The sequence below is a fragment of the Streptomyces nigra genome (assembly GCF_003074055.1).
Taxonomy (GTDB): Bacteria; Actinomycetota; Actinomycetes; order Streptomycetales; family Streptomycetaceae; genus Streptomyces; species Streptomyces nigra.
Genome location: NZ_CP029043.1, coordinates 967001 through 991389 on the forward strand (window position 1 = coordinate 967001; position 24389 = coordinate 991389).

Genomic DNA, 24389 nt, shown 5'->3' on the forward strand with positions numbered 1-24389 from the left:
GCCGACCGACCGCTGGGTATGGAGCCCCGGATACCATTTCCGTCGCCATGCAGACGAATCCCACTTACAGCAGCCTTGTCGCCGTCGGCGACTCCTTCACCGAGGGCATGTCGGACCTTCTTCCGGACGGTTCGTACCGGGGCTGGGCCGATCTCCTCGCCGGCCGGATGGCCGCCCAGACGCCCGGCTTCCGGTACGCGAACCTAGCCGTGCGCGGGAAGCTGATCGGGCAGATCGTCGACGAGCAGGTCGATGTCGCGGCCGCGATGGGCGCCGACGTGATCACGCTCGTCGGCGGACTGAACGACACCCTGCGCCCGAAGTGCGACATGGGCCGGGTGCGCGGCCTGCTCGAGGAGGCCGTGGAGAAGCTCGCCCCGGCCTGCCGGCAGCTGGTGCTCATGCGCAGCCCCGGCCGGCAGGGGCCGGTCCTGGAGCGGTTCCGGCCCCGTATGGAGGAGCTGTTCGCCTGCGTGGACCAGCTGGCGGAGCGGCACGGCGCGATCGTCGTCGACCTGTACGGGGCGCCGTCGCTGAGCGATCCCCGTATGTGGGACGTGGACCGGCTCCATCTGACGGCCGACGGGCATCGCCGGGTCGCGGAGGCCGTGTGGCAGGAGCTCGGCTACGACCCGGACGACACCGAGTGGCGTACGCCGCTGCCGGCCACGGTGCCGCCGCGCTGGGTGGCGCGACGGATCGCGGACGCGCGTTTCGCCCGCCGGCATCTGCTGCCCTGGATAGGGCGGCGCCTGACCGGGCGCTCCTCGGGCGACGGACTGCCGGCGAAGCGGCCGGAGCTGCTGCCCTACGAGGGGCCGTCCGCGTAGCGAGTCCCCTGTGGTCGTGACGACGCCCCTGCCGTGCCTCTCGGGCGCGGCAGGGGCGTCGGGGGTTCTCTAGCGGCGGGCGGCGGCCCGGTTGCGGCGGTACAGGGCCGTGCCGGCGATCAGCAGGGCGCCGCTGGCTGCGATGCCTCCGACGATGCCGCCGGAGCCGGTCTCGGGCAGGTGCGGGCGCTCCGGCCCCGCGGGCGGGGTCTGCGAGGGCTCCGGGCGGGGCTCGTGGGGAGTGGGCGTCGGGGAGGCGGGGCGGGTGGGGGTGGGGGTGGGCTCGGGCTCGGGGGACTTCGGCTCCTCGCCGTACCCGTAGCCGTAGCCGTGCCCGGTGGGCTCGTCGGGCTCGTCGCCGTATCCGTAGCCGGGCCCGGTGGGCTCGGTGGGCTCGTCGCCGTAGCCGGGGCCCTCGTCCGACGGCTCGTCGGAGCCGTAGCCGTATCCGCCCGGCTCCTTGCCGTAGCCCGCGTCACCGGTCGGTTCATCGGCGCCGTAGCTTCCACCGGACGGCTCGTCGGTTCCGTAGGAGGCGGTGCCCTGACCGGAGGCGGCGGGCTCCGGGGCCGCACCCGGGAGTTCCAGGTCGTCGATCCTCTTGTCCACGCCGTCGAGCTGCTCGTCCATGGCGCCGAGTTTGTCGTCCAGCTGGTTCAGCCCGTCCGGGTCCGACGCTTTCGCGTGGCCCGGCAGCACGACGGCGGATTTCACCACGGTGCCGTGTACACGCGGGGCCGCGGACGCGCCGGTGCCGTACAGGGACAGGGCGCTCGTCGCGGCGGCGGCCACGATCAATCCCCTGGTCAGAGCCTGTCGCATTCTCGTTGTCTTTCTTTCGGACGGAATCGGACGGAAAGGGAGGCCGACGTCGGTCATCGACACGGATTCGTCGCTCGCCGGAATTCGAGAGGTCGTGGCCGGAGAAGTGACGCGTGGCCGCGAACTCGCCACGACCTGCAGACTATGAACGAGTTGTGAAGGCCCCCGGAAACCGGGACGCGGCCACGGCCGGGGAATTCACCCGTTCGACCCGCCACCGCCGGCTTCCCAGGGGCCGGGCCCCTGACCTGGGGCGCTCGGGCGGAGCGGCGCCCGGGGCCGGAGGGGCGGCGGGTAAACTCCGTGCACGTGACTTCTGCGCTCGCCAAGCCCCGCATCCCGAACGTCCTCGCCGGACGCTACGCCTCCACCGAGCTCGCCACGCTCTGGTCCCCCGAGCAGAAGGTGAAGCTCGAGCGTCAGCTTTGGCTCGCCGTGCTGCGGGCCCAGAAGGACCTCGGCATCGAGGTGCCGGACGAGGCGCTCGCCGACTACGAGCGTGTCCTCGACACCGTCGACCTCGCGTCGATCGCCGAGCGCGAGAAGGTCACCCGGCACGACGTGAAGGCGCGGATCGAGGAGTTCAACGCCCTCGCCGGGCATGAGCACGTGCACAAGGGCATGACCTCCCGCGACCTCACGGAGAACGTCGAGCAGCTCCAGATCCGTCTGTCGCTGGAGCTGATGCGCGACCGTACGGTGGCCGTGCTGGCCCGCCTCGCCAAGCTGGCCGGCGAGTACGCCGAACTGGTCATGGCCGGCCGCTCCCACAACGTCGCCGCCCAGGCCACCACCCTCGGCAAGCGCTTCGCGACCGCCGCGGACGAGCTGCTCGTGGCGTACGGCCGCGTCGAGGAGCTGCTGGGCCGCTACCCGCTGCGCGGCATCAAGGGCCCGGTGGGCACGGCGCAGGACATGCTCGACCTGCTCGGCGGGGACCCGGTGAAGCTCGCCGAGCTGGAGGACCGGATCGCCGCGCATCTGGGCTTCTCCCAGGCGTTCACGTCGGTCGGGCAGGTCTACCCGCGCTCGCTGGACTACGAGGTCGTCACCGCGCTGGTGCAGCTCGCCGGGGCGCCGTCCTCGCTGGCCAAGACGATCCGCCTGATGGCCGGGCACGAGCTGGTCACCGAGGGCTTCAAGCCGGGTCAGGTCGGCTCCTCCGCGATGCCGCACAAGATGAACACCCGCTCCTGCGAGCGCGTCAACGGCCTCATGGTGATCCTGCGCGGCTACGCCTCGATGACCGGCGAGCTGGCGGGCGACCAGTGGAACGAGGGCGACGTGTCCTGCTCCGTGGTGCGCCGGGTCGCGCTGCCGGACGCGTTCTTCGCGCTGGACGGCCTGCTGGAGACGTTCCTGACGGTCCTCGACGAGTTCGGCGCCTTCCCGGCCGTCGTCGCCCGCGAACTGGACCGCTACCTGCCGTTCCTCGCCACCACCAAGGTGCTGATGGGCGCGGTGCGCGCCGGTGTGGGCCGTGAGGTCGCGCACGAGGCGATCAAGGAGAACGCAGTCGCCTCCGCCCTCGCCATGCGGGAGCAGGGCGCCGAGCGCAACGAACTGCTCGACAAGCTGGCCGCCGACGAGCGCATCCCGCTGGACCGGGCGGCGCTGGACGCGCTGATGGCCGACAAGCTGTCCTTCACGGGCGCCGCCGCCGCGCAGGTCGGTGTGGTCGTCAGCCGGGTCGAGGAGATCGTCAAGCAGCGCCCGGAGGCCGCCGGCTACACGCCCGGCGCGATCCTCTGACCCCGCCGCACGGCATGCCGCCCCGCTTCACCCCCGCGCAGCTGGAGGCCGCCCGCGACCGTCTCGTCCCGGACGTGGTCGCGGACGGCCTGCGCGTGCTGTTCTGCGGGATCAACCCCGGTCTGATGACGGCCGCGACGGGCCACCACTTCGCCCGCCCGGGCAACCGCTTCTGGCCGGTGCTGCATCTGTCCGGCTTCACCCCGCGGCGGCTGAAGCCGTCGGAGCAGGACGAGTTGCCGTCGTACGGGCTCGGCATCACGAACGTCGTCGCGCGGGCGACCGCCCGGGCCGACGAGCTGAGCGCCGAGGAGTACCGCGAGGGCGGGCGGCTGCTGGCCGCAAAGGTGGAGCGGCTGCGGCCGCGCTGGCTGGCCGTCGTCGGGGTGACCGCCTACCGGGCGGCGTTCGACGACCGCAAGGCCCAGGTGGGTCCGCAGGACCGGGTGATCGGGCGGACGCGGGTGTGGGTGCTGCCCAACCCGAGCGGGCTGAACGCGCACTGGACGGCGGCGACGATGGCGGAGGAGTTCGCGCGGCTGCGGATGGCCGCGGCGGACTGACCCGTCAGGGCGGGTCCGTGTCGGTCACCATCAGCAGCAGCTCGGGGGCCGCCTCCGGGTCCCGGTCGGCGACGGCGAGGCTGATCCAGCGTCCGCTGCCCGGCGCCCGCCAGGTCCGCAGGTCGTCCGCGCGCGTGCCGAGCTCTGCCCAGGGCTCGGGTATCTCCTCGCCCCGGGCCCCGCGCTCCAGCAGTGTGACACTCCCCCAGCGCGACCCCTCCCCCCAGCGCTCCTCGAACCGCTCTATGAGCGCGGCCTCGTGGGCGTACAGGTCGGCGGCCGTCCGGCCGGTGGCGGCCCCCAGCACCACCAGGAAGTAGCCGGGACCGCCCAGGGTGGGGGCCGTCCCGTCGCACCGGGCCGGGAACTCCCGGGTGCACAACGAGTCGGTCAGGGCCAGGTCCTTCACGACGTCCATGGGGTGCAGTATCGCCGCCCCCACTGACAATTGGCGTGGCGTCAGGTGTCCCTGCGCCGCACGCACCACGCACCGGCGGCGAGCGCGGCGGCCGTCCACAGCGCGGCCACCGCGAGCCCTGACCACGGTCCGAGGGAGCCGTCGTACGTCCGGTGAAGAACGGTCTGCCCCGCCTTGTCCGGGAGGAAGTCGGCGACGGTGCCCACCGAGTCGCCGACGACGAACGACACCACGAGGATGAACGGGACCAGGACGGACAGTGCGGCCACCCCGCTGCGCAGCACGGCGGTCAGGCCCGCCGCGAACAGGGCCATGAGCATGAGGTAGACGGCGCATCCGACGATCGCGCGCGCCTGTTCGGAGCCGGTGAGGCCGTCCGCCGCGCCGCCCCGCGCGCGGGCCGCGCCGAGGGCCGCAACGGCCGTGACGAGCCCGGTGAGCAGCACCGGTACGGCGACGGCGGTGGCCTTCGCGGCGAACCAGCGGCCGCGTCGCGGTACCGCGGCCAGCGACAGCCGCAGGGCACCCCCGTGGTACTCCGCCGCCATGGCGAGGGCGCCGAAGGAGACGGCGGCGATCTGGCCGGGCAGGACCCCGGACAGCGCCGTGAAGAGCGGGTCGGACTGCGGGTCGTCGGCCGCGTCGGCGCCCGCGAGCGCGGAGACCGCCGTGGTGACCGCGAACAGCGCGAGGAGCGCCGCCGGAAGGGACCGCAGGGTGCGGATCTTGAGCCACTCCGAGTGGAGCACGGGCGCGTGCGTCATCGTGAGACCTCCTGCGGCTGTGCGGTGAACTCGGTGGCCTCCGAGGTGAGGTCGAGGTACGCCTGCTCCAGCGTCGCCTCCTCGGCGGCGAGTTCGAGGATCGGGACGCCGGCCTGCGAGGCGAGGCGTCCGACGGCGTCCACGCGCGCGTGGCGCACCGTCCAGTGCCCGTACTCATGCCGGACGGCGTCGAGGCCGTGCCGGGCGAGCAGCGTCTCCAGCGCCTCGGCGTCGCTGGTGCGGACGCGGACGCGTGGCTCCACGCGTGCGCTGATGAAGTCCCGCATCGGGGTGTCGGCCAGCAGCCGGCCGCGGCCCAGGACCACCAGGTGGTCGGCGAACGTCGCGGTCTCGCCCATCAGATGGCTGGAGACGAGGACCGTGCGTCCCTCGCCCGCGAGACGGCGCAGCAGCTCGCGGATCCAGATGATCCCCTCCGGGTCGAGGCCGTTGGACGGCTCGTCGAGCAGCACGACCTCGGGGTCGCCGAGGAGCGCCGCCGCGATACCGAGCCGCTGGCGCATGCCCAGGGAGTACGTCCGCACCCGGTGCCGCGCGACCGGGGTGAGCCCTGTTTGCGCCAGCACCTCGGCGACCCGGGACGCCGGGATCCGGTTGCTGGCGGCAAGCACCCGCAGGTGGTCGCGGCCGGTGCGGGAGCCGTGCGCCGCGCCGGCGTCGAGCAGGGCGCCGACCGTGCGCAGGGGGTCCTCGAGGGTGGCGTGCGCGCGGCCGCCGATGGTGGCGGTGCCGGAGGTGGCCCGGTCGAGGCCGAGCACGAGACGCAAGGTGGTGGACTTCCCGGCGCCGTTGGGGCCGAGGAAGCCGGTGACGCGGCCGGGGCGGACGGTGAACGTGAGGTCGTCCACGGCTCGTCTGCGACCGTACTCCTTGGTGAGTGCCTGGACTTCGATGCTGGTCATGGCCTCAGCGTGGCCGCCTCGGGTGCGCCGGGTCCTCCCCCGCGGGTGGAGATCGCCTCCCCCGTGCGGGGGAGGTCCGTTGTCGGTGGCGGCTGGCACGATGGCGCCATGGCCGGTCTGCTGCGCCCGTTCGGCCGGGCGGTGACGTACACACGGCTGCTGCATCTGTTCGTGGCGGTCGTGTGGCCCGCCGTGCTGCAGTTCGTGACCGACGCGTGGTGGATCTGGGCGGTGGCCGCCGCCGCGTTGGTGCCCGCCGGGCTGGTGCCGGCGATGCGCACGGTGGAGGGGCTGCAGGCCCGGCTGTTGCTGACCGGACATCCTTCCGACCGGGATGGGGGTGGGGGTGGGGACGGCATCGTCGTCGCGCCTTCGTCGACCTGGGAGGACCGTGGGCGGCTCGTGCTGTGGCTGGAGGCCCGGCTGCTGCTCGGCTGTGCCACCAGCCTCCTGGTCGCCCAACTGCTCTACGCCGTGGTGGATCTGGTGGTCGCCGCGGCGGGTGACCGGCCCGGTGGCGGGGCCGTAGGCCTGCTCGGTCCGCCCCAGGCCTGGCACATCGCGTTCGTGCCCGTGCTGCTCGCGGCGCTGGCGACGGCTGTCCGGGGATCGGGCACGCTGGTCACGGCCCTGGCCGTACGGCTGCTCGGGCCCTCCCCTGCCGAGCGTCTGGCGGCTCTGGAGGAGCGTACCGAGCAGCTTCTGGAGCGGACCCGTATCGCCCGGGAGCTGCACGACTCGATCGGGCACGCCCTGACGGTGGCCGTCCTCCAGGCCGGGGCGGCCCGCGCGGCGGACGATCCGGCGTTCACCCGGCGGGCGTTGGACGCCATCGAGGAGACCGGCCGGGCCGCGCTGGAGGACCTGGAGCGCGTCCTCGGCGTCCTGCGGGAATCCGGGAAGCCCGCAGGGTCCCGGCCCACCTTGACGGACGCGGACCGTCTCCTCGAGTCGGCGCGGGCGTCCGGCGCCGAGGTGGACGCCGATCTGACGGGCCCTCTGGAGGGCGTTCCGGGGCCGGTCTCACGGGAGGGCTACCGCATCCTCCAGGAGTCGCTCACCAATGTGCTGCGGCACGCGGGGCCCGTCCCGGCCCGGGTCCGGGTCAGCGTGGAGGGAGCCACCCTCCGTCTCGACGTGCGCAATCCGCTGCCCGCAGATCCGCCGGACCCGGCAAGAGGCAGCGGCCTGCGGGGCATACGCGAGCGCGCCGCCCTGCTGGGTGGCCGCGCGAGCGCCGGACCCGTCGGGGACGACTGGCAGGTGCACGTCGAGCTGCCGGTGAGGTGATCTAGTCTGACCGGATGCCGGTCACCGTTCTCCTCGTGGACGACGAGCCTCTCGTACGCGCGGGTCTGCGGACCGTGCTCGAGGCGCAGGGCGACATCGAGGTGGTCGGCGAGGCCGCCGACGGGGCGGCGGTCATCCCGCTGGTGCGCGAGCTGCGACCGGACGTCGTCGCGATGGATGTGCGGATGCCGCTGCTGGACGGCATCGAGGCCACGCGCGCGGTGCTGCGTACGGTCGCCGAGCCGCCGAAGATCGTCGTGATCACCACGTTCGAGAACGACGAGTACGTCTACGAGGCGCTGCGCGCCGGAGCGGACGGCTTCCTGCTGAAGCGGGCCCGGCCGGCGGAGATCGTGCACGCCGTACGGCTGGTCGCCGCGGGCGAGTCGCTGCTGTTCCCGGCCTCGGTGCGGCAGCTGGCCGCACGCTACGGGGACGACGGCGGCAATCGCGCGGCGCGGGCGGCGCTGGAGCGGGCCCGGCTGACCGACCGGGAGGCGGAGGTCCTGCGGCTGATGACACGGGGCCTGTCGAACGCCGAGATCGCCGCGCGGCTCGTCGTGGGCACGGAGACGGTGAAGTCGCATGTGAGCGCCGTACTGGCGAAGCTGGGGGCGCGCGACCGGACGCAGGCGGTGATCACGGCGTACGAGTCGGGGTTCGTCGCGCCGGGGTGAGGGGGCCGGGCGAAGGGAGTCCCGCGTTCCCTGTGGCGTACGGCACTCGCAGGGGTGGGCGCCGACGAGTAGCATCCGCCCAACACGCGCACGAGCTGGGAGGACGGACCTTTGGGGCAGCTGACCGGTGGGGATCCCTCGCTGCTGCGAAGGATCAACTCCGCGGTGGTGCTGCACGCGTTGCGTGCCACGGATGCCGCCACGCTGACGGAGATCACCCGGGTGACGGGGCTGTCCCGGCCCACCGTCGAGGGGGTCGTCGAGGGGCTCATCGAGGCGGGGCTCGTCGTCGAGAAGGCGGCCGACGACAGTGTCGCCCGCCGGCAGGGGCGGCCCGCGCGGCGGTTCCGGTTCCGTGCCGAGGCGGGTCATCTGCTCGGCCTGGACATCGGCGCGCACCGGGTCGCCGCCCTCCTCGCCGACCTGGACGGCCGCGTCATGGGCGCCACCACCAAGGACGTCGACGAGGCGGCCGGGGCCGACGAGCGGCTGGACAAGGTGCGGACGGCGGTCGTGGAGCTGCTGCGCCGGGCGGGGGTCGCGCGCGGGTCGCTGCGGGCCGTGGGCGTGGCGACGCCCGGCATCGTGGAGGCCGACGGCACCGTACGGCTGGGTGCCGCGCTGCCCGGCTGGACCGGGCTGCGGCTGGGCGAGCGGCTGAGCCGGTCGTTCAAGTGCCCGGTGCTGGTGGAGAACGACGCCAACGCGGCGGCGGTCGCCGAGCACTGGAAGGGGTCGGCGACCGAGTCCGACGACGTGGTGTTCGTGCTGGCGGGGCTGAGTCCGGGCGCCGGTTCGCTGATCGGCGGGAAGCTGCACCGCGGGTTCGGCGGCGCGGCCGGGGAGATCGGCGCGCTGCACATGCTGGGCCGTGAGGCGACGCCGGAGACGCTGCTGTCGACCACGGACGAGCCGTTGCGCCCGCTCGACGAGCGGGCCGTGGCTGCGGTCTTCGCCCAGGCGCGTGAGGGCGACGAGCGCGCTCTGGAGGCCGTGGAGCGGTTCATCCAGCGTCTCGTCCACGATGTGGCCGCCCTGGTCCTCGCCCTGGATCCGGAGGTCGTCGTGGTGGGCGGCTGGGCGGCGGGGCTTGACGGTGTCCTGGAGCCGCTGCGGCGGGAGTTGTCCCGCTACTGTCTGCGCCCCCCGAACGTCACGCTGTCCCTCCTCGGTGAGGCCGCCGTGGCGACCGGCGCGCTGCGGCTCGCCCTCGACCATGTGGAGGAGCAGTTGTTCGCGGTGGAGGGGACGGTCACGGGCCGCCGCTGAGCGCGCGGCCGCCGGGAGGCGACGGCCGGACGGCTCAGCGGGCGACGGCACGCTTTCGTCCGGTGCTCAGGAGGCCCGGCGCTCCGGGTCCTGGTGGATCTCCACGCCCCCGGTGTCGCCGAAGGTCAGCCGGCAGGTGTCTGCGCGGTAGGTGGCGACGGAGAGCGCGGCGGTCCGGCCGTGCGCGAGGTAGCGGGTCGTGACGACGAGCACGGGCGCGCCGGTGAGCCGGTCCAGTTCCCTGGCCTCGTCGGCACGGGCCGAGCCGAGCTCGACGGCGCTCTCCTGGCCGTCCAGCTCCAGGCGCTGCAGCTCGCGCAGCACCGCACGCGCGCGTGCCGCACCCGACGGGGCGTCGATGGCAGAGAGGTCCGGCACCGACGACTGAGGTACGTAGAGCAGTTCGGCGGCGACCGGCTGACCGTGGGTCACCCGGGAGCGGCGGACGATGTGCACGGGGTCCTCGGCGCCGGTCACCAGCGCGTCGGCGACCGTGGCGGGCGGCACCGCGAGGGCGCTGTCCGTGGCCTGCCAGCCGTCCTCGCCGGCCCCCGGCCAGGCGTGCTGCTCGGTGCCCACGGCCACGCCCACGCGCGGCGGGGCGACGGTCGTGCCGACACCGCGGCGGCGCTGCAGCCTGCCTTCGAGTTCGAGCTGTTCCAGTGCCTGGCGGAGCGTGGCCCGGGCGACGCCGAAACGGGCGGCCAGGTCGCGTTCGTTGGGCAGGATCTCGCCCACCGAGAACTCCGATTCCAGTGCCTCGCTGAGCACGGTCCTCAGATGCCAGTACTTCGGTTCCGGCACCGTTTCCAGTTGCGTGGTCCCCACCCTGTCCTCCGCAATCGCCGTGGCCCGGCGGCGTTTCAGCGCCTTGTTTATTAAAGGTTGTTGCACTTGTCAGCGACCATAGGACGGCCCTCACCCTTGGTCAATACCAATCACCCGGGCCGCTCACGGGCTGTGAGCACGCCTTCACGAGGGGCCCACGGCCCGTCAGACGTCGGCGAGCACCTTGAGTTTGTCGGGATTGCGGATGACGTAGACCGTGTGGATCCGCCCGTCCCGGACGTCCACCTGGAAGACGCTGTCGGGCGCTCCGGCGGTCCGGATGAGCAGGGCGGGGCCGCCGTTGACCTCCAGGAAGTGGAACGTGGCGTCGGCGAGGCCCTTCTGTGCGACGCCGGCGAGGAAACGGCCCACGTGGTCGGCGCTCTCCAGGATCCGCAGCGGGGCCTTGGCCTTGCCTCCGCTGTCGCCGATGAGCCGGACGTCCGGGGCGAGCAGCGACATCAGTTGCTCCAGGTCGCCGCCGGCCGCCGCGGCGAGGAACCGCTCGGTCAGATCGCGCCGCTGGACGGGGTCGACCTCGTAGCGGGGCCGCCGTTCGTCGACGTGCCGCCGGGCGCGCCCGGCGAGCTGACGTACCGCCGCCTCGCCCCGGTCGAGCATGGCGGCGATCTCGGCGTAGGGGTAGCCGAAGGCCTCGCGCAGGACGAACACCGCCCGCTCCAGCGGTGACAGGGACTCCAGGACGATCAGGACGGCGAGGGAGACGGAGTCGGCGAGGACGGCCCGCTCCGCGGTGTCCGGGACGCGGTCGCCGAAGTCGGTGACGTACGGCTCGGGCAGCCACGGGCCGACATAGGTCTCGCCGCGCGCCTTGACCTGGCGCAGTCGGTCGATGGCCAGGCGGGTGGTGACGCGCACCAGGTAGGCGCGCGGCTCGCGCACCTCGGACCGATCGGCCCGGGACCAGCGCAGCCAGGCCTCCTGGACCACGTCCTCGGCGTCGGCGACCCGGCCGAGCATGCGGTAGGCGACCCCGAGGAGGACGGGGCGGTGTTCTTCGAAGACATCGGTTCCGGCGTCGGTGGTCACGGCTCCATCCCAGCCGACGGGGTGGGACGTGTCCAGGCGATACGGGCGGGCGGGCACGTGATGTCCGTCCCGATCGCGGGGGCCGGAAGTGGGCTCAGCATGCGGACGGATGACGTCCGGGTGGGGTGGTGCACGCCGGGGTCTACCCGTCGGTAGCAATTGCTGACAAGCTGTCTACGGCCGTCCGTCGGCGTGTCCAGCCGGGTTCAGAGTAGGAGCACCGTCATGTCCGCCACCGTCTCCTTCCAGGTCGCGTCGCCAGCCGGGCCGCGCGACGTGACCGTCGACTACGCGCGCGTGGGCCGCGGCGAACCGCTGCTCCTGCTGCACGGCATCGGTCACCACCGGCAGGTCTGGGACCCGGTGCTCGACATCCTGGCGACCGAACGTGACGTCATCACGGTGGACCTGCCCGGCTTCGGCACCTCCCCCGGCCTGCCGGACGGGCTCGCCTACGACCTGGCCACGACGACGGCCGTGTTCGGCGCGTTCTGCGAGGCAATGGAGCTGGACCGTCCGCATGTGGTGGGCAACTCGCTGGGCGGCCTGATCGCGCTGGAGCTCGGACGCGAGAAGCTCGCCCGGTCCGTCACGGCCCTGTCCCCCGCGGGTTTCTGGTCCCCGGCCGAGCGGCGCTACGCGTTCGGCGTGCTCCTCGCCATGCGGCACATCTCCCGGCGGATGCCGCTGCCGGTGGTCGAGCGCCTGTCCCGGTCGGCGGCCGGCCGTACGGCCCTGACCAGCACGATCTACGCCCGTCCGGGTCGCCGTTCACCCGAGGCGGTGGTCGCCGAGACGCTCGCGCTGGCCGGGGCCACGGGCTTCGACCAGACGTTGCGGTCCGGCCGGGCCGTCCAGTTCCTGGACGACATCCCCGACGTCCCGGTGACCGTGGCCTGGGGCAGCCGGGACCGGCTGCTCATCCCCCGTCAGGGCGTGCGCGCCAAGCGCGTCATCCCCAAGGCGCGGCTCGTCCGGCTGCCCGGCTGCGGCCACTGCCCGATGAACGACGACCCGGCCCTCGTCGCGCGCGTCATCCTCGACGGCAGCCGCTGACCGGCGCCGCGGCCTGAGCGCGCCGGAGCCCAGGGCGACCCCGGCACCGACCAGGGCGCTGCCGACGGCCTGGACGGCGCCGTACGAGCCCGTCCCGGCCAGCGGGGCGGTGCAGGCGGCGGCCACCGGGATGAGCCCCGAGAAGAGCGTGGCCCGCTCGGCGCCGATCCGCTGCATGCCCATGTACCAGCACACGAAACCGACGACGGTGACGATCGCCGCCTGCCACAGCAGCGCGGCGGTCTCGGTCGCGTCGGGCCGGGGCAGCCACGCGGTGCCGTCCACGAGGAGTCCGACCACCGCGGCCTGGACCGCCGCGACGCCGCAGACCGTCGCGGACAGCAGCCGTGGCCCGAGGGGCCGCAGGACGGGCACGGCGAGGACCGCGAAGCCCACCTCGCCGACCAGGGCGCACACCGAGAAGGCGATCCCGGCGGCGTCCGTGCGGCCCCAGCCCTGCACCGTGAAGGCACCGACCGCGACGAGCGCCGCCCCGTACAGGACGGCCCGTTGCGGGCGGCGGCCGTCCAGGAGGGGGACGAGGACGGCCACGACCACCGGCGCGCAGCCGACGAACACGCCGGGGACGGCGGGCTCCGCGGTGCGTTCGGCGGCCAGGACGGCCAGGTTGAAACCGACCATGCCGACGGCGGCGAGCACTGCGAGGCGCGTCCACTGACGGGCCGTGAGCGCCCGCAGCCGGGCAGTGGCGCCGCGGCCGGCGAGCGGGACCAGCAGCACGCCGGCGAGCGCGTAGCGCAGGAACTGGCCGCCGGCGTACGGGTAGTCGCCGAGCAGGCTGTTGGCGGTGAAGGATCCTCCGACGAGGACACAGGCGAGCGCGGCGAGCAGGGCGCCGCGCGTGGTGGTGGCGTTCATGGCAGTGACGCTAGGAACGGCGGCGGCCCGGTTTAAGGTCCACTTCCATGACGTCATCGGGGACCAATTCCGCACGGCCCTCTCCTGCGTCCGGCGCGGACGGCTCGCCGGGCGAGGCGCACTCACCCGCCTGGGAGGTGCTGCTGCCCGCCGTCGAGGCGCCCGCACGCGCGCGTGGGCGGTCGTTGCGGGAGGCGTTGCGCGAGGCGGTGCGGTCGGGGCGGCTGGCGCCGGGCACCCGGTTGCCGTCGAGCCGCGATCTCGCCGCCGACCTCGGGGTGTCGCGCGGGCTGATCACCGAGGCGTACGAGCAGCTGACGGCGGAGGGGTATCTGCGCAGCGGCCGGGGCGCCGGGACCTGGGTCGGGGGTGCCACGCGGGCCGCGCCGCCCCGCGCGCGTGACCACGCGCCACGCCCCGCCGGGGACCTGGCCGACTTCGTGCCCGGCACCCCGGACGTCTCGCTGTTCCCACGGGCCTCCTGGGCGGCGGCGCAGCGCTCTGTACTGGCCGAACTCCCCCACCAGGAACTGGGCTACCCGGATCCGCGCGGGCTGCCCCGGCTGCGGACCGCGCTGGCCGCGCTCCTGGCGCGGCGCCGGGGCGTGGTCGCCGACCCCGAGCGGATCGTGGTGCTGTCCGGGGTGTCGCAGGCCATGGCGGTGCTCGGCTCCGTGCTGCACGCGCGCGGGATCCGCGAGGTCGGCGTCGAGGACCCGGGGAGCCCGCAGCACGCCGGCCTGTACGCCGCCGCCGGGGTGCGGGCCGTGCCGCTGCCATTGGACGGCGAGGGGCCGGCCCTGGGGCCGTTGCGGGAGTCGGGGGTGCGGTGCCTGGTCACGACACCCGCGCACCAGTTCCCGACGGGCATCGCCTGTTCGGCCCGGCGCCGCGCCCAACTGCTGGACTGGGCGCGGGAGGTGGACGGGTTCGTGCTGGAGGACGACTACGACGGCGACTTCCGGTACGACCGGGCACCCGTGGGCGCGCTCCAGGGGCTCGACCCGGAACGGGTCGCCTACAGCGGCTCGGTCAGCAAGTCCCTCGCGCCCGGACTGCGGCTCGGCTGGCTGCTGGTGCCGGAGGCGCTGGCCGAGGAGGTCGTCGAGCGCAAGCGGACCATGGACCTCGGTCATCCCACGCTCGACCAGGCGGTGTTCGCGCGGTTCGTGGAGCGCGGGGACTACGACCGGCAATTGCGCCGCTGCCAGCGCGCGTACCGGGAGCGCCGCGACACGCTCGTCGAGGCGCTCGGCACGCACTTCCCTGGCACCCGGGTCACCGGTATCGCCGCCGGTCTGCACGTCATCGCGGCCCTGCCGGCGCGGTACGGCCCCGAGGAACGGTTCCTCGCGCGCGTGGCGCAGGCCGGGGTGGCCGTACGCCCTCTGACGCACTACACGCACGCGCGTGCCGGGGAGGACGGGGAGGAGCCGGGGGTACGGCTGGTGCTGGGGTACGCGCACCTGCCGCCCGGGCGGATACGGGCGGGGGTGGGGCTGATGGCGGGGGCGGTGGGAGCGGGAGGGCCCGGCCGGTGACCTTTCTCGGGCGGGGGTGGGGCTGATGGCGGGGGCGGTGGGAGCGGGAGGGCCCGGCCGGTGACCTTTCTCGGGCGGGGGTGGGGCTGATGGCGGGGGCGGTGGGAGCGGGAGGGCCCGGCCGGTGACCTTTCTCGGGCGGGGGTGGGGCTGATGGCGGGGGCGGTGGGAGCGGGAGCGCTCGGCCGGTGACCCTCCTCGGTGCGGTGGGAGCGGAACGGTGAGGCCGGTGACCCTTCTCGGGCGGAGGTGGAGCTGGTGGCGGGAGCGCACGAGCTCGGCCGGTGATCTCCCTCGCGCGGCCGGAACCACGCGGCGCCTGGGCCGTTCGGTCGACGCCCGGTTCCCTCCCGGCGGGACCGGTTGTTCACTTGTGGTTTCCGTGAATGCCCAGGCGCACCAGTAGTTGTGGCTCTGCACACCGGCCGGATCACGTCCCTGGAGGCTTGCCATGTCCCTTCCGCTCCCGGACCGCCGCGGCGTTCTGCGCGGCTCGCTGGCCGCGTCGGCGGCCCTCACCCTGCCCACGGCCCTGGGCTCCGCACCGGCCTTCGCCCGGGCGGGGCGGCCGCGAGCGGGCTGGGGTGTGCAGACGGGCGATGTGACGACGGACTCGGGACTGGTGTGGGTGCGCTCGGACCGCCCGGCCCGGATGATCGTCGAGACGTCGGCGACCGAGTCGTTCCGCAGGACACGCAGATGGCACGGCCCGCTGCTGGGCCCCGGCACCGACCTCACCGGTACGACGCGGCTGCACGGCCTGCCCGCCGGGGAGCAGATCCACTACCGGGTGCTGCTCGCCGACCCGGACGATCCGCGCCGCACCGGGGAGCCCGTCGCCGGCACGTTCCGCACGGCCTCCGCCCGGCGCCGGGACGGTGTGCGATTCCTGTGGTCCGGCGATCTGGCCGGGCAGGGCTGGGGCATCAACCCGGACTTCGGCGGCTACCGCATCTACGAGGCGATGGCCCGGCTGGACCCCGACTTCTTCCTGTGCAGCGGCGACAACATCTACGCCGACGGGCCGATCGGCTCCTCGGTCACCCTGCCCGACGGCAGCGTCTGGCGGAACGTCACCACCGAGGAGAAGTCCAAGGTGGCGGAGACGCTGGCCGAGTTCCGGGGAGCCTTCCGCTACAACCTGCTCGACACGAACCTCAGACGGTTCAACGCCCAGGTGCCGTCCATCGTGCAGTGGGACGACCACGAGGTGCTGAACAACTGGTACCCGGGTGAGATCCTCACCGACGCCCGCTACACGGAGAAGAACGTCGACGTCCTCGCGGCGCGGGCCCGGCGGGCGTTCTCGGAGTACTTCCCCGTGGCGACTCTGCGCCGCCCGTCGGGGCGCGTCCACCGGGTCGTCCACCACGGCCCGCTGCTCGACGTGTTCGTGCTCGACATGCGCTCCTACCGCAACGCCAACTCCCCCGGCACCCAGCCCACGGATCCGCAGGGCATCCTCGGCGCCGAGCAACTGGCGTGGCTCAAGCGGGAGCTGTCGCGTTCGCGGGCGGTGTGGAAGGTGATCGCCTCGGACATGCCGCTGGGCCTGGTGGTGCCGGACACCGGGGACGGCAGGCCGGACGTCGAGGCGGTGGCGCAGGGCGATCCGGGCGCCCCGCTGGGACGGGAACTGCAGATCGCCGAGCTGCTGCGGTTCATCAAGCACCGGCGGATCACGGGCACGGTGTGGCTGACCGCCGACGTGCACCACACCTCCGCGCAGCACTACCGGCCGGAGCGGGCGGCTTTCAACGACTTCGAGCCGTTCTGGGAGTTCGTCTCGGGACCGCTCAACGCGGGTGCGTTCCCGGCGACCCGGCTCGACGGCACCTTCGGCCCGGAGCGGGTCTTCCTCAAGGCCCCGACGGTGTCCAACGTCTCCCCCGCCGGCGGCTACCAGTTCTTCGGCGAGGTCGAGATCGACGGCGACAGCGGCGAGCTGACGGTGCGGCTGCGTGAGGCGGACGGCACCGTGCTGTTCACCAAGGTCCTGCAGCCGGGCCGCGTCGGTCAGTGACTCCTCTACCCTGGGAGATGTGTCGCGCACCGGTGTCATCCCACGGTGCGCGGCACGGCCCCCGAATGCCGCAACACCGGTGATCCGGCGGTGTCTTCGCAGATCGGGGCCCGTTGTCAGTGGTGGCCTCTACGGTCTTTCCCATGACGCGATCACTCCAGGCCGTGGCCTATCGGCGATCCTCCGCGCTGCGGTCCGCGGCGGACGGACAGCACTTGGGACTCGAGACGTCCCGGGGCGCGACGCCCTCGGGCGTCGAGGACCACCCGAGGTTCTTCACGGGCTTTCTGACGTCTCCCCAGGTGGCGTCGGCCGGTCTGCTCGCGGTGGCGGACGTGGCGGTCACCCGGTACTACCAGCGGCAGGCGCCCACCTCCCTGGACCCGGTGGTGACGGGCAACGGCGACCGGCTGCGTTTCGAGTCCTTCTCCGGCTGCTGCGGGGTGTACGCGCGTCTGGACGTCCTGGAGCCGGGCCTCGACGGCGGCGAGGTGGGGCACGGCACGACGAACGTCGACGTCAACAACCCGCTCCGGGAGGCGCTGTCCAGGATCGGCGCGGACGATCCGCTGCATCTGCGCGTGGGCCCGGACGAGCTGGCGGTGACCACCGTGGACGGCCCGGTCGTGGAGAAGAAGGTGCCTCTGCCGGACCGCTGGCTGCGCGGCTTCGCGGAGGCCCAGGTCGTCGCGGCCGGCTTCGATCTCCGGGCGGAGCTGCCGGCGGCCGAGGCGGTGCGGTTCCTGCGCTCGCTGCCGCGTGACGGTGCGCGGGGCGCCTCGGTCGGGGCGCGCTGGGTGGTGCCCTCCGGGAGGAGCCTGCGGCCGACCACCCGCGCGGTGCCGGGCGCGGTGTGCCTGCCCGGCCCGGAGCGGCTGGCCGCGCTCCAGCGGGTGTTGCGGCATGCCACCGCCCTGCGGGTGTACGGGCCCGCGCTCACCGGCGGTTCGGCCGGCACGGCGAGCGCGTGGGAGGCCGTGCTGCCGGGGATGCGGCTGACGTTGACCCTGTCGCCGGACGCCGCGCGCGGCTTCTCGGGCGAGGGCGGCGTCCTCGACGCGCTCGCCACCGACGAGGCCGCCGAGGACGCGGAGCTGGTCGCGGTGCTGCTGGCCTGGGAGCCCCGGATCGACGTCGCCGACCTGGCGGCTTCCTCGGGGCTCACACCGGAGCGGGTGCGGGCGGCCCTGGTCCGTCTCGGCACCTCCGGCCGGGTCGGCTACGACACTGCGGAGGCGGCCTACTTCCACCGGGAGCTGCCGTACGACGCGGAGCGCGCGGAGCGCCACAATCCGAGGCTGCGGGCGGCAAGGGCCCTCGTGGCGGCCGGCGCGGTCACCCTCCAGGGCGGCATCGGCACGGTGACGGCCGAGGACGGGCACGTGCACCGGGTGCGGGACGAGTCGGGGGTGCTCAGCTGCAGTTGCCTCTGGTGGGCCAAGTACCGGGGTGGACGGGGACCGTGCAAGCACGCGCTCGCGGTCCGGATGGTGCGGCGGGGCGCCGCCGCCGTCGAGCGTGACGGGGTCGCGGCCGGCGGGGGTGCGCGATGAGTGCGCTGGTCGAAGCGGTACGCGCGGGTCGCTCGGCGGAGGTGGTCAGCCTCCTCGACGGGATGACGGACGCCGAACGACGGGCGGAGTTCCCCCGATTGCGGGCGCTGCGCAAGGAACTCCGGGCCGACCCCTGGACCGCCGAGGCGCGCCGGGTCTATCCGGCGCTGCACGCGGCGGGCACCGCCTGCCAGACCGGGGCGGCCGGGGTGGCCGCCTGGATCGCGGCGTCCGACATGCGGTGGTGGTCCGCCTCCCCGGGGGTGCTGATCGATCTGCTCGGCGACCGTTCCCCGGCGTGGCTCGCCGATGTGGCGCACCGCCTGGCCGCGCGGCCGGCCACCTCCCGGGTGCCGTACGAGCTGATGGCGGGGCTGGTGCGGCTGTCCGGGTGCCCGGTGCCGACGACCGAGGCGTATGTGCACGGCTGGGTGGAGCACATCGGCCATGTCTGGCAGCGCGGGGACACGATCCTGGAGCGGCTGCGCACGGACCCCCATCTGACGCCGCTGGTGGCCGCGCTGTTCGAGACGGCCGACGTCGGGGGCCGGCTGGCCTGGGCGTCGAGCGAGGGGAAGGACGGCTGGAGCGGGGCGCTGGCCCGGCTCACCGTCGAGGGCACGCTGGACCGGAGGGCGACGGTCGATGCGTGCGTGGCCCGGTTGCTGCGGGGCGGTCCCGCCTCCGACCACCGGATGTTCCTGCGGGTGCTCCAGGCCTTCGAGCTGACCCGTGACGAGGAGCGCGAGCGCGTCGCCGACTGGCTGGCGCTGGCGTCGGACGGGCCGTCCCCGGTGGCCGCGCACGCGCAGTCGGTGCTGGCGGCGCTGGCCCTGGACGGCGAGCTGCCCGCCCGCCGGCTGGCCGAGATGTCGGGTGCGGTCCTGTTCCGCACCGAGAAGAAGATCGTCCGTGCTCAGCTGATCCTGCTCGGCAAGGTACTGGCCCGGGACGCCTCGACCGCCGACGCGCTGCTGCCCGCCGTCGCCCAGGCGTTCGGACATGAGGACTCGGAGGCGCAGGAGCGCGCCCTGAAGCTGGTCGAGCGGCACCGTCGCGCCCTCGGCACGGACGCGGTCCGTGACGAACTGCGCTCGGCGGCGGAGCAGTTGATTCCGGCGCTGCGCAAGCGGGCGGCCGACGCCCTCGGGGTCGTCCTCGACGTGCCGGAGACGCACGCCTACGAGGAGGTCCTGCCGCCCGCGCCGCAGCCGGTGCGGCTGGCCCCGGCGCCCGCGTCGGTCGCGGAACTCGCCGAGGAGATCGGGGCGCTGCTCGCGGCCGACGGTGACGTGGCGACGTTCGAACGGGCCCTCGACGGGCTGGTGCGCCAGACGCACCGGGACCGCGAAGGGCTGCTGGAGGCGCTGGCACCCGTGCTGGCGCGCCGCTGGTGGTACGGGGCCGATGCGCGGTCCCATCCGGTGGAGACGTCCTTCACCCACCCCCATGGGCTGACCGTGCCGTCACAGGCGCTGGAGCTGCTCCTGGCCACCCTGGCCGGAGCGGTCCCCACCGCGGCCCTCCACAGCGTCCTCGTGCACGGGCCGGTGAGCGCGGGGTGCGTCCACGCCCCGCTGGCCCGGGCCTTCGAGACCCGCGTCTGGGAGCTGGCCCATCGCGTCCGCACCGAACCCCTGCCGTTCCTGCTGTCGAAGCCGACCTGGAGCACGGGGCTGCTGGAGCCGGACGACCTGGTGACGCGTCTCGACGACTACCGGGGCCTCGGGGCGCGGGTGTCGGAGACCGACTTCGCGCTGGCGCTGCTGCGGGTCCGGCGCGGCGACCGGGCACGGGCCGCCGCGGCGGCGGAGCGGGCGGCCGCGCTGGGCACGGCGGAGGGGAAGCGGCTGGCGGAATGGCTGGCCTCCGCCCCGCCCACGCCGACCTGCCGGCGCCGGACAGCGGAGGACCGTGTCCTCGTCGAAGCGGACGAGATACCCGAGTCGGGGGACGGCCTCCCGGAGGCGTTCGGCTCGCTGGGCGAACCGGTGACCGGTGAACCGGCGCGCTGGGCCTGCCCCCACTGGCACGAGGGCATACGCCCGCACTGGCTCGCCCTGCTCCCCGAGGCACGCGAGCTGGTGGCGGCCCGGGTGCTGGGCGACATCGCGTCCACGGCGATCCACGACAGCCGGGGCGAGGCGGCGATCCTGCCGCTGATCGCCGAGTCGGGCGGGGAGGCCGGTCGGGCCGTGCGTCTCGGTGTGGCCCATGGGCTCGGCGCACGGCACCCGGAGGACCGTCTCGCCGCCGTCGACGCGATGCTGGTGCTGGCGTCACGCGGGCAGCTGGACACGGCCGGGCTGGGCACGGACCTGGGTGAGCTGGCCCGGCGCGGGGCGGTCAAGCCGTCACGGCTCGTCGAATCGCTGCGCACGGCGGTGTCCACGGGGGCGTACGGCACCGTCTGGGAGACGTTGCGGCACACGCTGCCGGTGCTGCTGGCGGACGTGGCGACCGGCACGGCTGCGGCTCCGGCGCGAGGGCTGGCGGATCTGCTGGCCGTGGCCGCCGAGTGCGCCGAGCGGACGGGGGCCCGGGGCGAGGTGCCACATCTGACGGATCTGGCGGACCGTCGTGGATCGTCCCGGCTGACCGGCCAGGCGCGGCGGCTGCGCACGGCCCTGACGCCGGGGGCGGCCGCCTGAAGTCCCACCGAGGGACGGGTACTTGACAACACAAAAGTAGAAACAGGGACAAAGGGGGTCTTTACCGCCCGGTCACAAAACGTTCGTGATCACGCAACACCGTTCCTTCACAGTGGCTGCATGAGCCGAGACATATGTGATGTGACACGAGCGAAGAACGGCCGGCCGGTCCGCCCGGGGCGGAGCAACGCCCTGCGCCTGGCGGCCCTGTTGACGACGGCGGCCGTGACGGGCGTCGTGGTCCACCTGCTCGACCGGGGCCCCGGCGCGTCCTGGCCCCTGCCGCTGTCCACGGCGCTGCCGGTCGCGGCGGCACTGTTCGTGGCGGCCGGTGTCCGCGCACGGTGGGCACGCCGCCACGGTCACGCACCGCCTTCGAGCGATACCGGTGCCCGGCCGCCCAGCGTGGAGCGGGCCGGGCAGTCGGGGCCGGAAGAGGGTGTGGCGCGGCGCCGCGCGGCGAGCGTCCTGTGGCGGATGCGGACGACGGTGAAGGACGAGCCGGGTTCCCTGGCCGCGCTGTGCACGGCACTGGCGGGGCTCGGCGTGGACATCCTCAGCCTCCAGACGCATCCGCTCGCCGAGGGCACGGTGGACGAGTTCCTGCTGCGGGCGCCGGGTGACGTGGACGCGGACGGTCTGGTCGGCGCGGTCGCGGCGGCCGGGGGCATCCGGACCTGGATCGAGCGGGCCGACACCCACGATCTGGTGGACGCGCCGACCCGCGTGCTGGGTCTCGCCACCCGGACGGCCCTGGACGCGGCGGAACTACCGCTGGCGTTGCGGCAGTTGCTGGGGCGGTGCACCATCCGCCAGCTGCCCGGCGTGCCCGCCACAGGTGGCCGGGGGCCGTCGCCGGTGCCGGTGGAGGGCGTGCTGGAGGAGACCGTGATGCGTCTGCGGGCGCCGGAGGGCGGGGTGATCACGGTGGAGCGGCCGTATCTCCCGTTCACCCCGACCGAGTTCGCGCGGGCGCGGGCGCTGGTGGAGCTGGACGCCCGGCTCGGCCCGCGCGTCCCGGCCGGCCAGGACGTCCTGACTCTCTCCGAGGGCGACGCGATCACCGTGCGCCGAGCGGACACCGGCGACCTGCGGGCCGCGCGGGAGATGCACGACCGCTGCTCGGCACGGACGCTCTCGATGCGCTACCACGGCCCGGTCGGGGACGCCGACCGTTATCTGAACCATCTGCTGAGCCCCCGCTACGGCCGCACCCTCGCCGTGCAGACGGCCTCCGGCCGGGTCGTCGGGCTCGGGCATCTGCTGTGGGACGGCGACGAGACGGAGGTCGCGCTGCTCGTCGAGGACGCCTGGCAGCAGCGCGGGATCGGTGGTGAGCTGCTGTCACGGCTGGTGGCGATGGCGGTCGAGGCGGGCTGCGAGAGTGTCTACGCCGTGACGCAGGCGTCCAACACCGCGATGGTGGCGGCGATGCGCTCCCTGGGTCTCCCGCTCGACTACCAGATCGAGGAGGGCACCCTGGTGATCACCGCCCGGCTGGGCACTTCCCGGCCGGCCGCCCCTCATCTGTCGGGCACCGGCGAGTTCGGCACCACGTCGGCGACGTAGCGCGGTCAGTCAGGAAACCGGCCGGTGCCCCGCTCTCCCCCCGTCAGGACGACGAGAGCGGGGCCCGGGCCGGGGTCAGTGGGCGCCGGCGGGTGCCCGCGTGCCGGTGTCATAGGAGGTGGCGTCGGCCTCGGATGCCGTACCGCCCAGCGCCTGGTCCAGGTCGGCCCACAGGTCGTCGACGTCCTCCAGGCCCACGGACATCCGCAGCAGCCGGTCGCTCACGCCGGCGCCCCGGCGGTCGTCCGCGTCGACGATGCGGTGACTGATGGACGCCGGGTGCTGGATGAGGGTGTCGACGCTGCCGAGGCTCACGGCGGGGGTGATCAGCCGGACACCGGCGATGACCTCGTGCGGGTCGCCCTTCACCTCGAAGGCGACCATGGCGCCACCGATGCGCGGGTAGTGGACCCGGGCGACGCGCGGGTCGGCGGCGAGCCGGCGGGCCAGTTCGGCGGCGCTCTCGGAGGCGGCGCGCACCCGTACGGGGAGCGTGGCGAGGCCGCGCAGCAGCAGATAGCCGGCGAGCGGGTGCAGGACGCCGCCGGTGGCGAAGCGGATCTGCCGCAGCCGTCCGGCGAGCTCCTCGTCGCAGGCCACGACGCCCGCCATCACGTCGCCGTGTCCGCCGAGGTACTTGGTGGCACTGTGCAGGACCAGCCGTGCGCCGTGCTCGGCGGGGCGCTGCAGGACGGGGGTGGCGAAGGTGTTGTCGGCAAGCAGCGGCACCGAGCCGCAGGCGTGGGCGACGGCCCGCAGATCCACCTCGGCGAGGGTCGGGTTGGCCGGGGTCTCCACCATGACCAGGCCGGTGTCGGGGCGCAGCGCGTCCGCGATGCCCGCGGGGTCGGTCCAGGTCACCTCCGAGCCGAGCAGCCCGGCGGTGAGCAGATGGTCGCTGCAGCCGTACAGGGGGCGTACGGCGACGACGTGGCGCAGGCCCATGGAGGCCCGTACGAGGAGCACCGCGCTCAGGGCCGCCATGCCGCTGGCGAAGGCGACCGCGGCGTCGGTGCCCTCCAGACGGGCGAGGGCGGTCTCGAAGCGGGCGACGGTCGGGTTGCCGAGGCGGCCGTAGACGGGCGGGCCGTCCGGCTCGGCGCCGGTGGCGGCGAAGGCGTCGATGCGGGCGGCCTCGCCGCGGCTGTCGTACGAGGGGTAGGTGGTCGACAGGTCGATCGGCGGGGCGTGCAGGCCCTGCCTGGCGAGGTCGTCGCGGCCGGCGTGCACGGCCTCGGTGGCCAGTGCTCTTGCTGCGGTGCGTGCGTCGTCGTACCCGGACATACGCTCGTTCGCCTCCCTGCTCGCTGGGTCCATGAGCGGAAGAGTGAACAGTGACCGGATCCATGCGGCTGAATCCCGTGTTACGTTCGGCCAATGGCGGAATCTGTCGTACTCGATCCGGTCGATCTGCATCTGCTGCGGCTTCTGCAGAACGACGCCCGGGCCACCTACCGGGACCTCGCGGCGCAGGTGGGCGTGGCTCCGTCGACGTGTCTGGACCGGGTGACGCGGCTGCGGCGCTCGGGGGTGATCCTCGGCCATCAGCTCCGGCTCGACCCCGCCAAACTGGGCCGCGGTCTGGAGGCCCTGCTGTCGGTGCAGGTCCGGCCGCACCGCCGGGAGCTGGTCGGGCCGTTCGTGGAGCGGATCCGGGCGCTGCCGGAGTCCCGGAGCGTCTTCCATCTGACGGGACCGGACGACTACCTCGTCCATGTCGCGGTCGCGGACATGACGGATCTGCAGCGTCTGGTGCTGGACGAGTTCACCGCGCACCGTGAGGTGGCGCGGGTGGAGACCCGGCTGATCTTCCAGCAGTGGGACTGTGGGCCGCTGTTGCCACCCGGCGCGCCGAGGGGCACGCCCTGAGCGAAATCGGGCCGGTGAGGGGTGCCGCGGACGCCGTCCGGGCTGACGCGGGGGCGGCGGTC

The 24389-nt window shown here is 74.1% G+C and carries 20 protein-coding genes and 1 pseudogene; 13 read left to right on the forward strand and 8 right to left on the reverse strand.

What is annotated here, in order from left to right; genetic code table 11:
• The first annotated feature begins 47 nt into the window (after window positions 1–47).
• On the forward strand, window positions 48–830 hold the full coding sequence (locus DC008_RS04460; RefSeq protein WP_108705814.1) for an SGNH/GDSL hydrolase family protein: 783 nt from the start codon (window positions 48–50) through the stop codon (window positions 828–830).
• 69 nt (window positions 831–899) lie between these two features.
• On the opposite strand, the gene DC008_RS04465 is transcribed toward DC008_RS04460, so the two are convergent.
• Window positions 900–1652, reverse strand: a complete 753-nt coding sequence (locus DC008_RS04465) for a hypothetical protein (protein WP_123953985.1) — start codon at window positions 1650–1652, stop codon at window positions 900–902.
• A 309-nt stretch (window positions 1653–1961) separates the two neighbouring features.
• Here DC008_RS04465 and purB point away from each other — a divergent pair, with 309 nt between their 5' ends.
• Together purB and mug are read left to right on the forward strand one after the other, a co-directional pair.
• The gene (gene purB / locus DC008_RS04470; RefSeq protein ID WP_108705816.1) at window positions 1962–3404 is read left to right on the forward strand and encodes an adenylosuccinate lyase; all 1443 of its coding nucleotides are present in this window, start codon (window positions 1962–1964) and stop codon (window positions 3402–3404) included.
• A 14-nt stretch (window positions 3405–3418) separates the two neighbouring features.
• Window positions 3419–3967 carry a G/U mismatch-specific DNA glycosylase gene (gene mug / locus DC008_RS04475; RefSeq protein WP_108705817.1) on the forward strand — a complete coding sequence of 183 codons (549 nt, stop codon included), beginning with the start codon at window positions 3419–3421 and terminating at the stop codon, window positions 3965–3967.
• A 4-nt stretch (window positions 3968–3971) separates the two neighbouring features.
• On the opposite strand, the gene DC008_RS04480 is transcribed toward mug, so the two are convergent.
• Genes DC008_RS04480 through DC008_RS04490 form a run of 3 tightly spaced genes read right to left on the reverse strand, consistent with a single transcriptional unit; the run spans window position 3972 to window position 6072 of the window.
• Window positions 3972–4385: a hypothetical protein gene (locus DC008_RS04480; protein ID WP_108705818.1), complete on the reverse strand. Its 414-nt coding sequence runs from the start codon at window positions 4383–4385 to the stop codon at window positions 3972–3974.
• Between the two features lie 41 nt (window positions 4386–4426).
• Window positions 4427–5149 carry an ABC transporter permease gene (locus tag DC008_RS04485; protein WP_108705819.1) on the reverse strand — a complete coding sequence of 241 codons (723 nt, stop codon included), beginning with the start codon at window positions 5147–5149 and terminating at the stop codon, window positions 4427–4429.
• Window positions 5146–6072, reverse strand: coding sequence for an ATP-binding cassette domain-containing protein (locus DC008_RS04490; protein WP_108705820.1), 927 nt, complete (start codon window positions 6070–6072; stop codon window positions 5146–5148). Before DC008_RS04490 ends, DC008_RS04485 begins: the two co-directional genes overlap by 4 nt.
• Window positions 6073–6180: 108 nt before the next feature.
• On the opposite strand from DC008_RS04490, the gene DC008_RS04495 reads away from it, so the two are divergent.
• From DC008_RS04495 to DC008_RS04505, 3 genes are all read left to right on the forward strand, one after another.
• Window positions 6181–7362 (forward strand): sensor histidine kinase, encoded by a 1182-nt coding sequence (locus tag DC008_RS04495; RefSeq protein WP_108705821.1) that lies wholly within the window; start codon window positions 6181–6183, stop codon window positions 7360–7362.
• A gap of 14 nt (window positions 7363–7376) precedes the next feature.
• Complete coding sequence (locus tag DC008_RS04500) at window positions 7377–8039, forward strand: response regulator transcription factor (protein ID WP_108705822.1); 663 nt, start codon at window positions 7377–7379, stop codon at window positions 8037–8039.
• A gap of 111 nt (window positions 8040–8150) precedes the next feature.
• Window positions 8151–9308, forward strand: coding sequence for an ROK family transcriptional regulator (locus tag DC008_RS04505; RefSeq protein WP_108705823.1), 1158 nt, complete (start codon window positions 8151–8153; stop codon window positions 9306–9308).
• Window positions 9309–9374: 66 nt separating this feature from the next.
• Here DC008_RS04505 and DC008_RS04510 read toward each other — a convergent pair whose 3' ends face one another.
• Both DC008_RS04510 and DC008_RS04515 read right to left on the reverse strand, forming a co-directional pair.
• Complete coding sequence (locus DC008_RS04510) at window positions 9375–10136, reverse strand: GntR family transcriptional regulator (protein ID WP_108705824.1); 762 nt, start codon at window positions 10134–10136, stop codon at window positions 9375–9377.
• A 165-nt stretch (window positions 10137–10301) separates the two neighbouring features.
• Window positions 10302–11186 carry an RNA polymerase sigma-70 factor gene (locus DC008_RS04515; protein WP_108705825.1) on the reverse strand — a complete coding sequence of 295 codons (885 nt, stop codon included), beginning with the start codon at window positions 11184–11186 and terminating at the stop codon, window positions 10302–10304.
• Between the two features lie 225 nt (window positions 11187–11411).
• Here DC008_RS04515 and DC008_RS04520 point away from each other — a divergent pair, with 225 nt between their 5' ends.
• The gene (locus DC008_RS04520) at window positions 11412–12242 is read left to right on the forward strand and encodes an alpha/beta fold hydrolase (protein ID WP_108705826.1); all 831 of its coding nucleotides are present in this window, start codon (window positions 11412–11414) and stop codon (window positions 12240–12242) included.
• 474 nt (window positions 12243–12716) lie between these two features.
• On the opposite strand, the pseudogene DC008_RS36550 reads toward DC008_RS04520, so the two are convergent.
• A pseudogene (locus DC008_RS36550) lies at window positions 12717–13178 on the reverse strand (EamA family transporter); the annotation flags it as partial.
• Between DC008_RS36550 and pdxR the strand changes: the two are divergent.
• The 5 genes from pdxR (at window position 13169) to DC008_RS04550 (ending at window position 22458) form a co-directional block, all read left to right on the forward strand.
• Complete coding sequence (gene pdxR / locus DC008_RS04530; RefSeq protein ID WP_108705827.1) at window positions 13169–14662, forward strand: MocR-like pyridoxine biosynthesis transcription factor PdxR; 1494 nt, start codon at window positions 13169–13171, stop codon at window positions 14660–14662. The pseudogene DC008_RS36550 and the gene pdxR sit on opposite strands and share 10 nt — an antisense overlap.
• 451 nt (window positions 14663–15113) lie before the next feature.
• Entirely contained in the window at window positions 15114–16685 is a 1572-nt protein-coding gene (locus DC008_RS04535; RefSeq protein WP_108705828.1) for an alkaline phosphatase D family protein, read from the forward strand.
• A 143-nt stretch (window positions 16686–16828) separates the two neighbouring features.
• On the forward strand, window positions 16829–18238 hold the full coding sequence (locus DC008_RS04540; protein ID WP_108705829.1) for an SWIM zinc finger family protein: 1410 nt from the start codon (window positions 16829–16831) through the stop codon (window positions 18236–18238).
• On the forward strand, window positions 18235–20889 hold the full coding sequence (locus DC008_RS04545; RefSeq protein ID WP_108705830.1) for a DUF7824 domain-containing protein: 2655 nt from the start codon (window positions 18235–18237) through the stop codon (window positions 20887–20889). The genes DC008_RS04540 and DC008_RS04545 overlap by 4 nt, the downstream gene beginning before the upstream one ends.
• Before the next feature lie 120 nt (window positions 20890–21009).
• A complete protein-coding gene (locus tag DC008_RS04550) occupies window positions 21010–22458 on the forward strand; it encodes a GNAT family N-acetyltransferase (RefSeq protein ID WP_108705831.1) in 1449 nt (482 codons plus the stop codon).
• Between the two features lie 75 nt (window positions 22459–22533).
• Here the strand turns inward: DC008_RS04550 and DC008_RS04555 are convergent, their stop codons facing one another.
• Window positions 22534–23742 (reverse strand): trans-sulfuration enzyme family protein, encoded by a 1209-nt coding sequence (locus tag DC008_RS04555; protein ID WP_244221484.1) that lies wholly within the window; start codon window positions 23740–23742, stop codon window positions 22534–22536.
• Between the two features lie 93 nt (window positions 23743–23835).
• Between DC008_RS04555 and DC008_RS04560 the strand changes: the two genes are divergently transcribed.
• Window positions 23836–24327 carry an Lrp/AsnC family transcriptional regulator gene (locus DC008_RS04560; protein ID WP_062668111.1) on the forward strand — a complete coding sequence of 164 codons (492 nt, stop codon included), beginning with the start codon at window positions 23836–23838 and terminating at the stop codon, window positions 24325–24327.
• The last annotated feature ends 62 nt before the right edge of the window (window positions 24328–24389 follow it).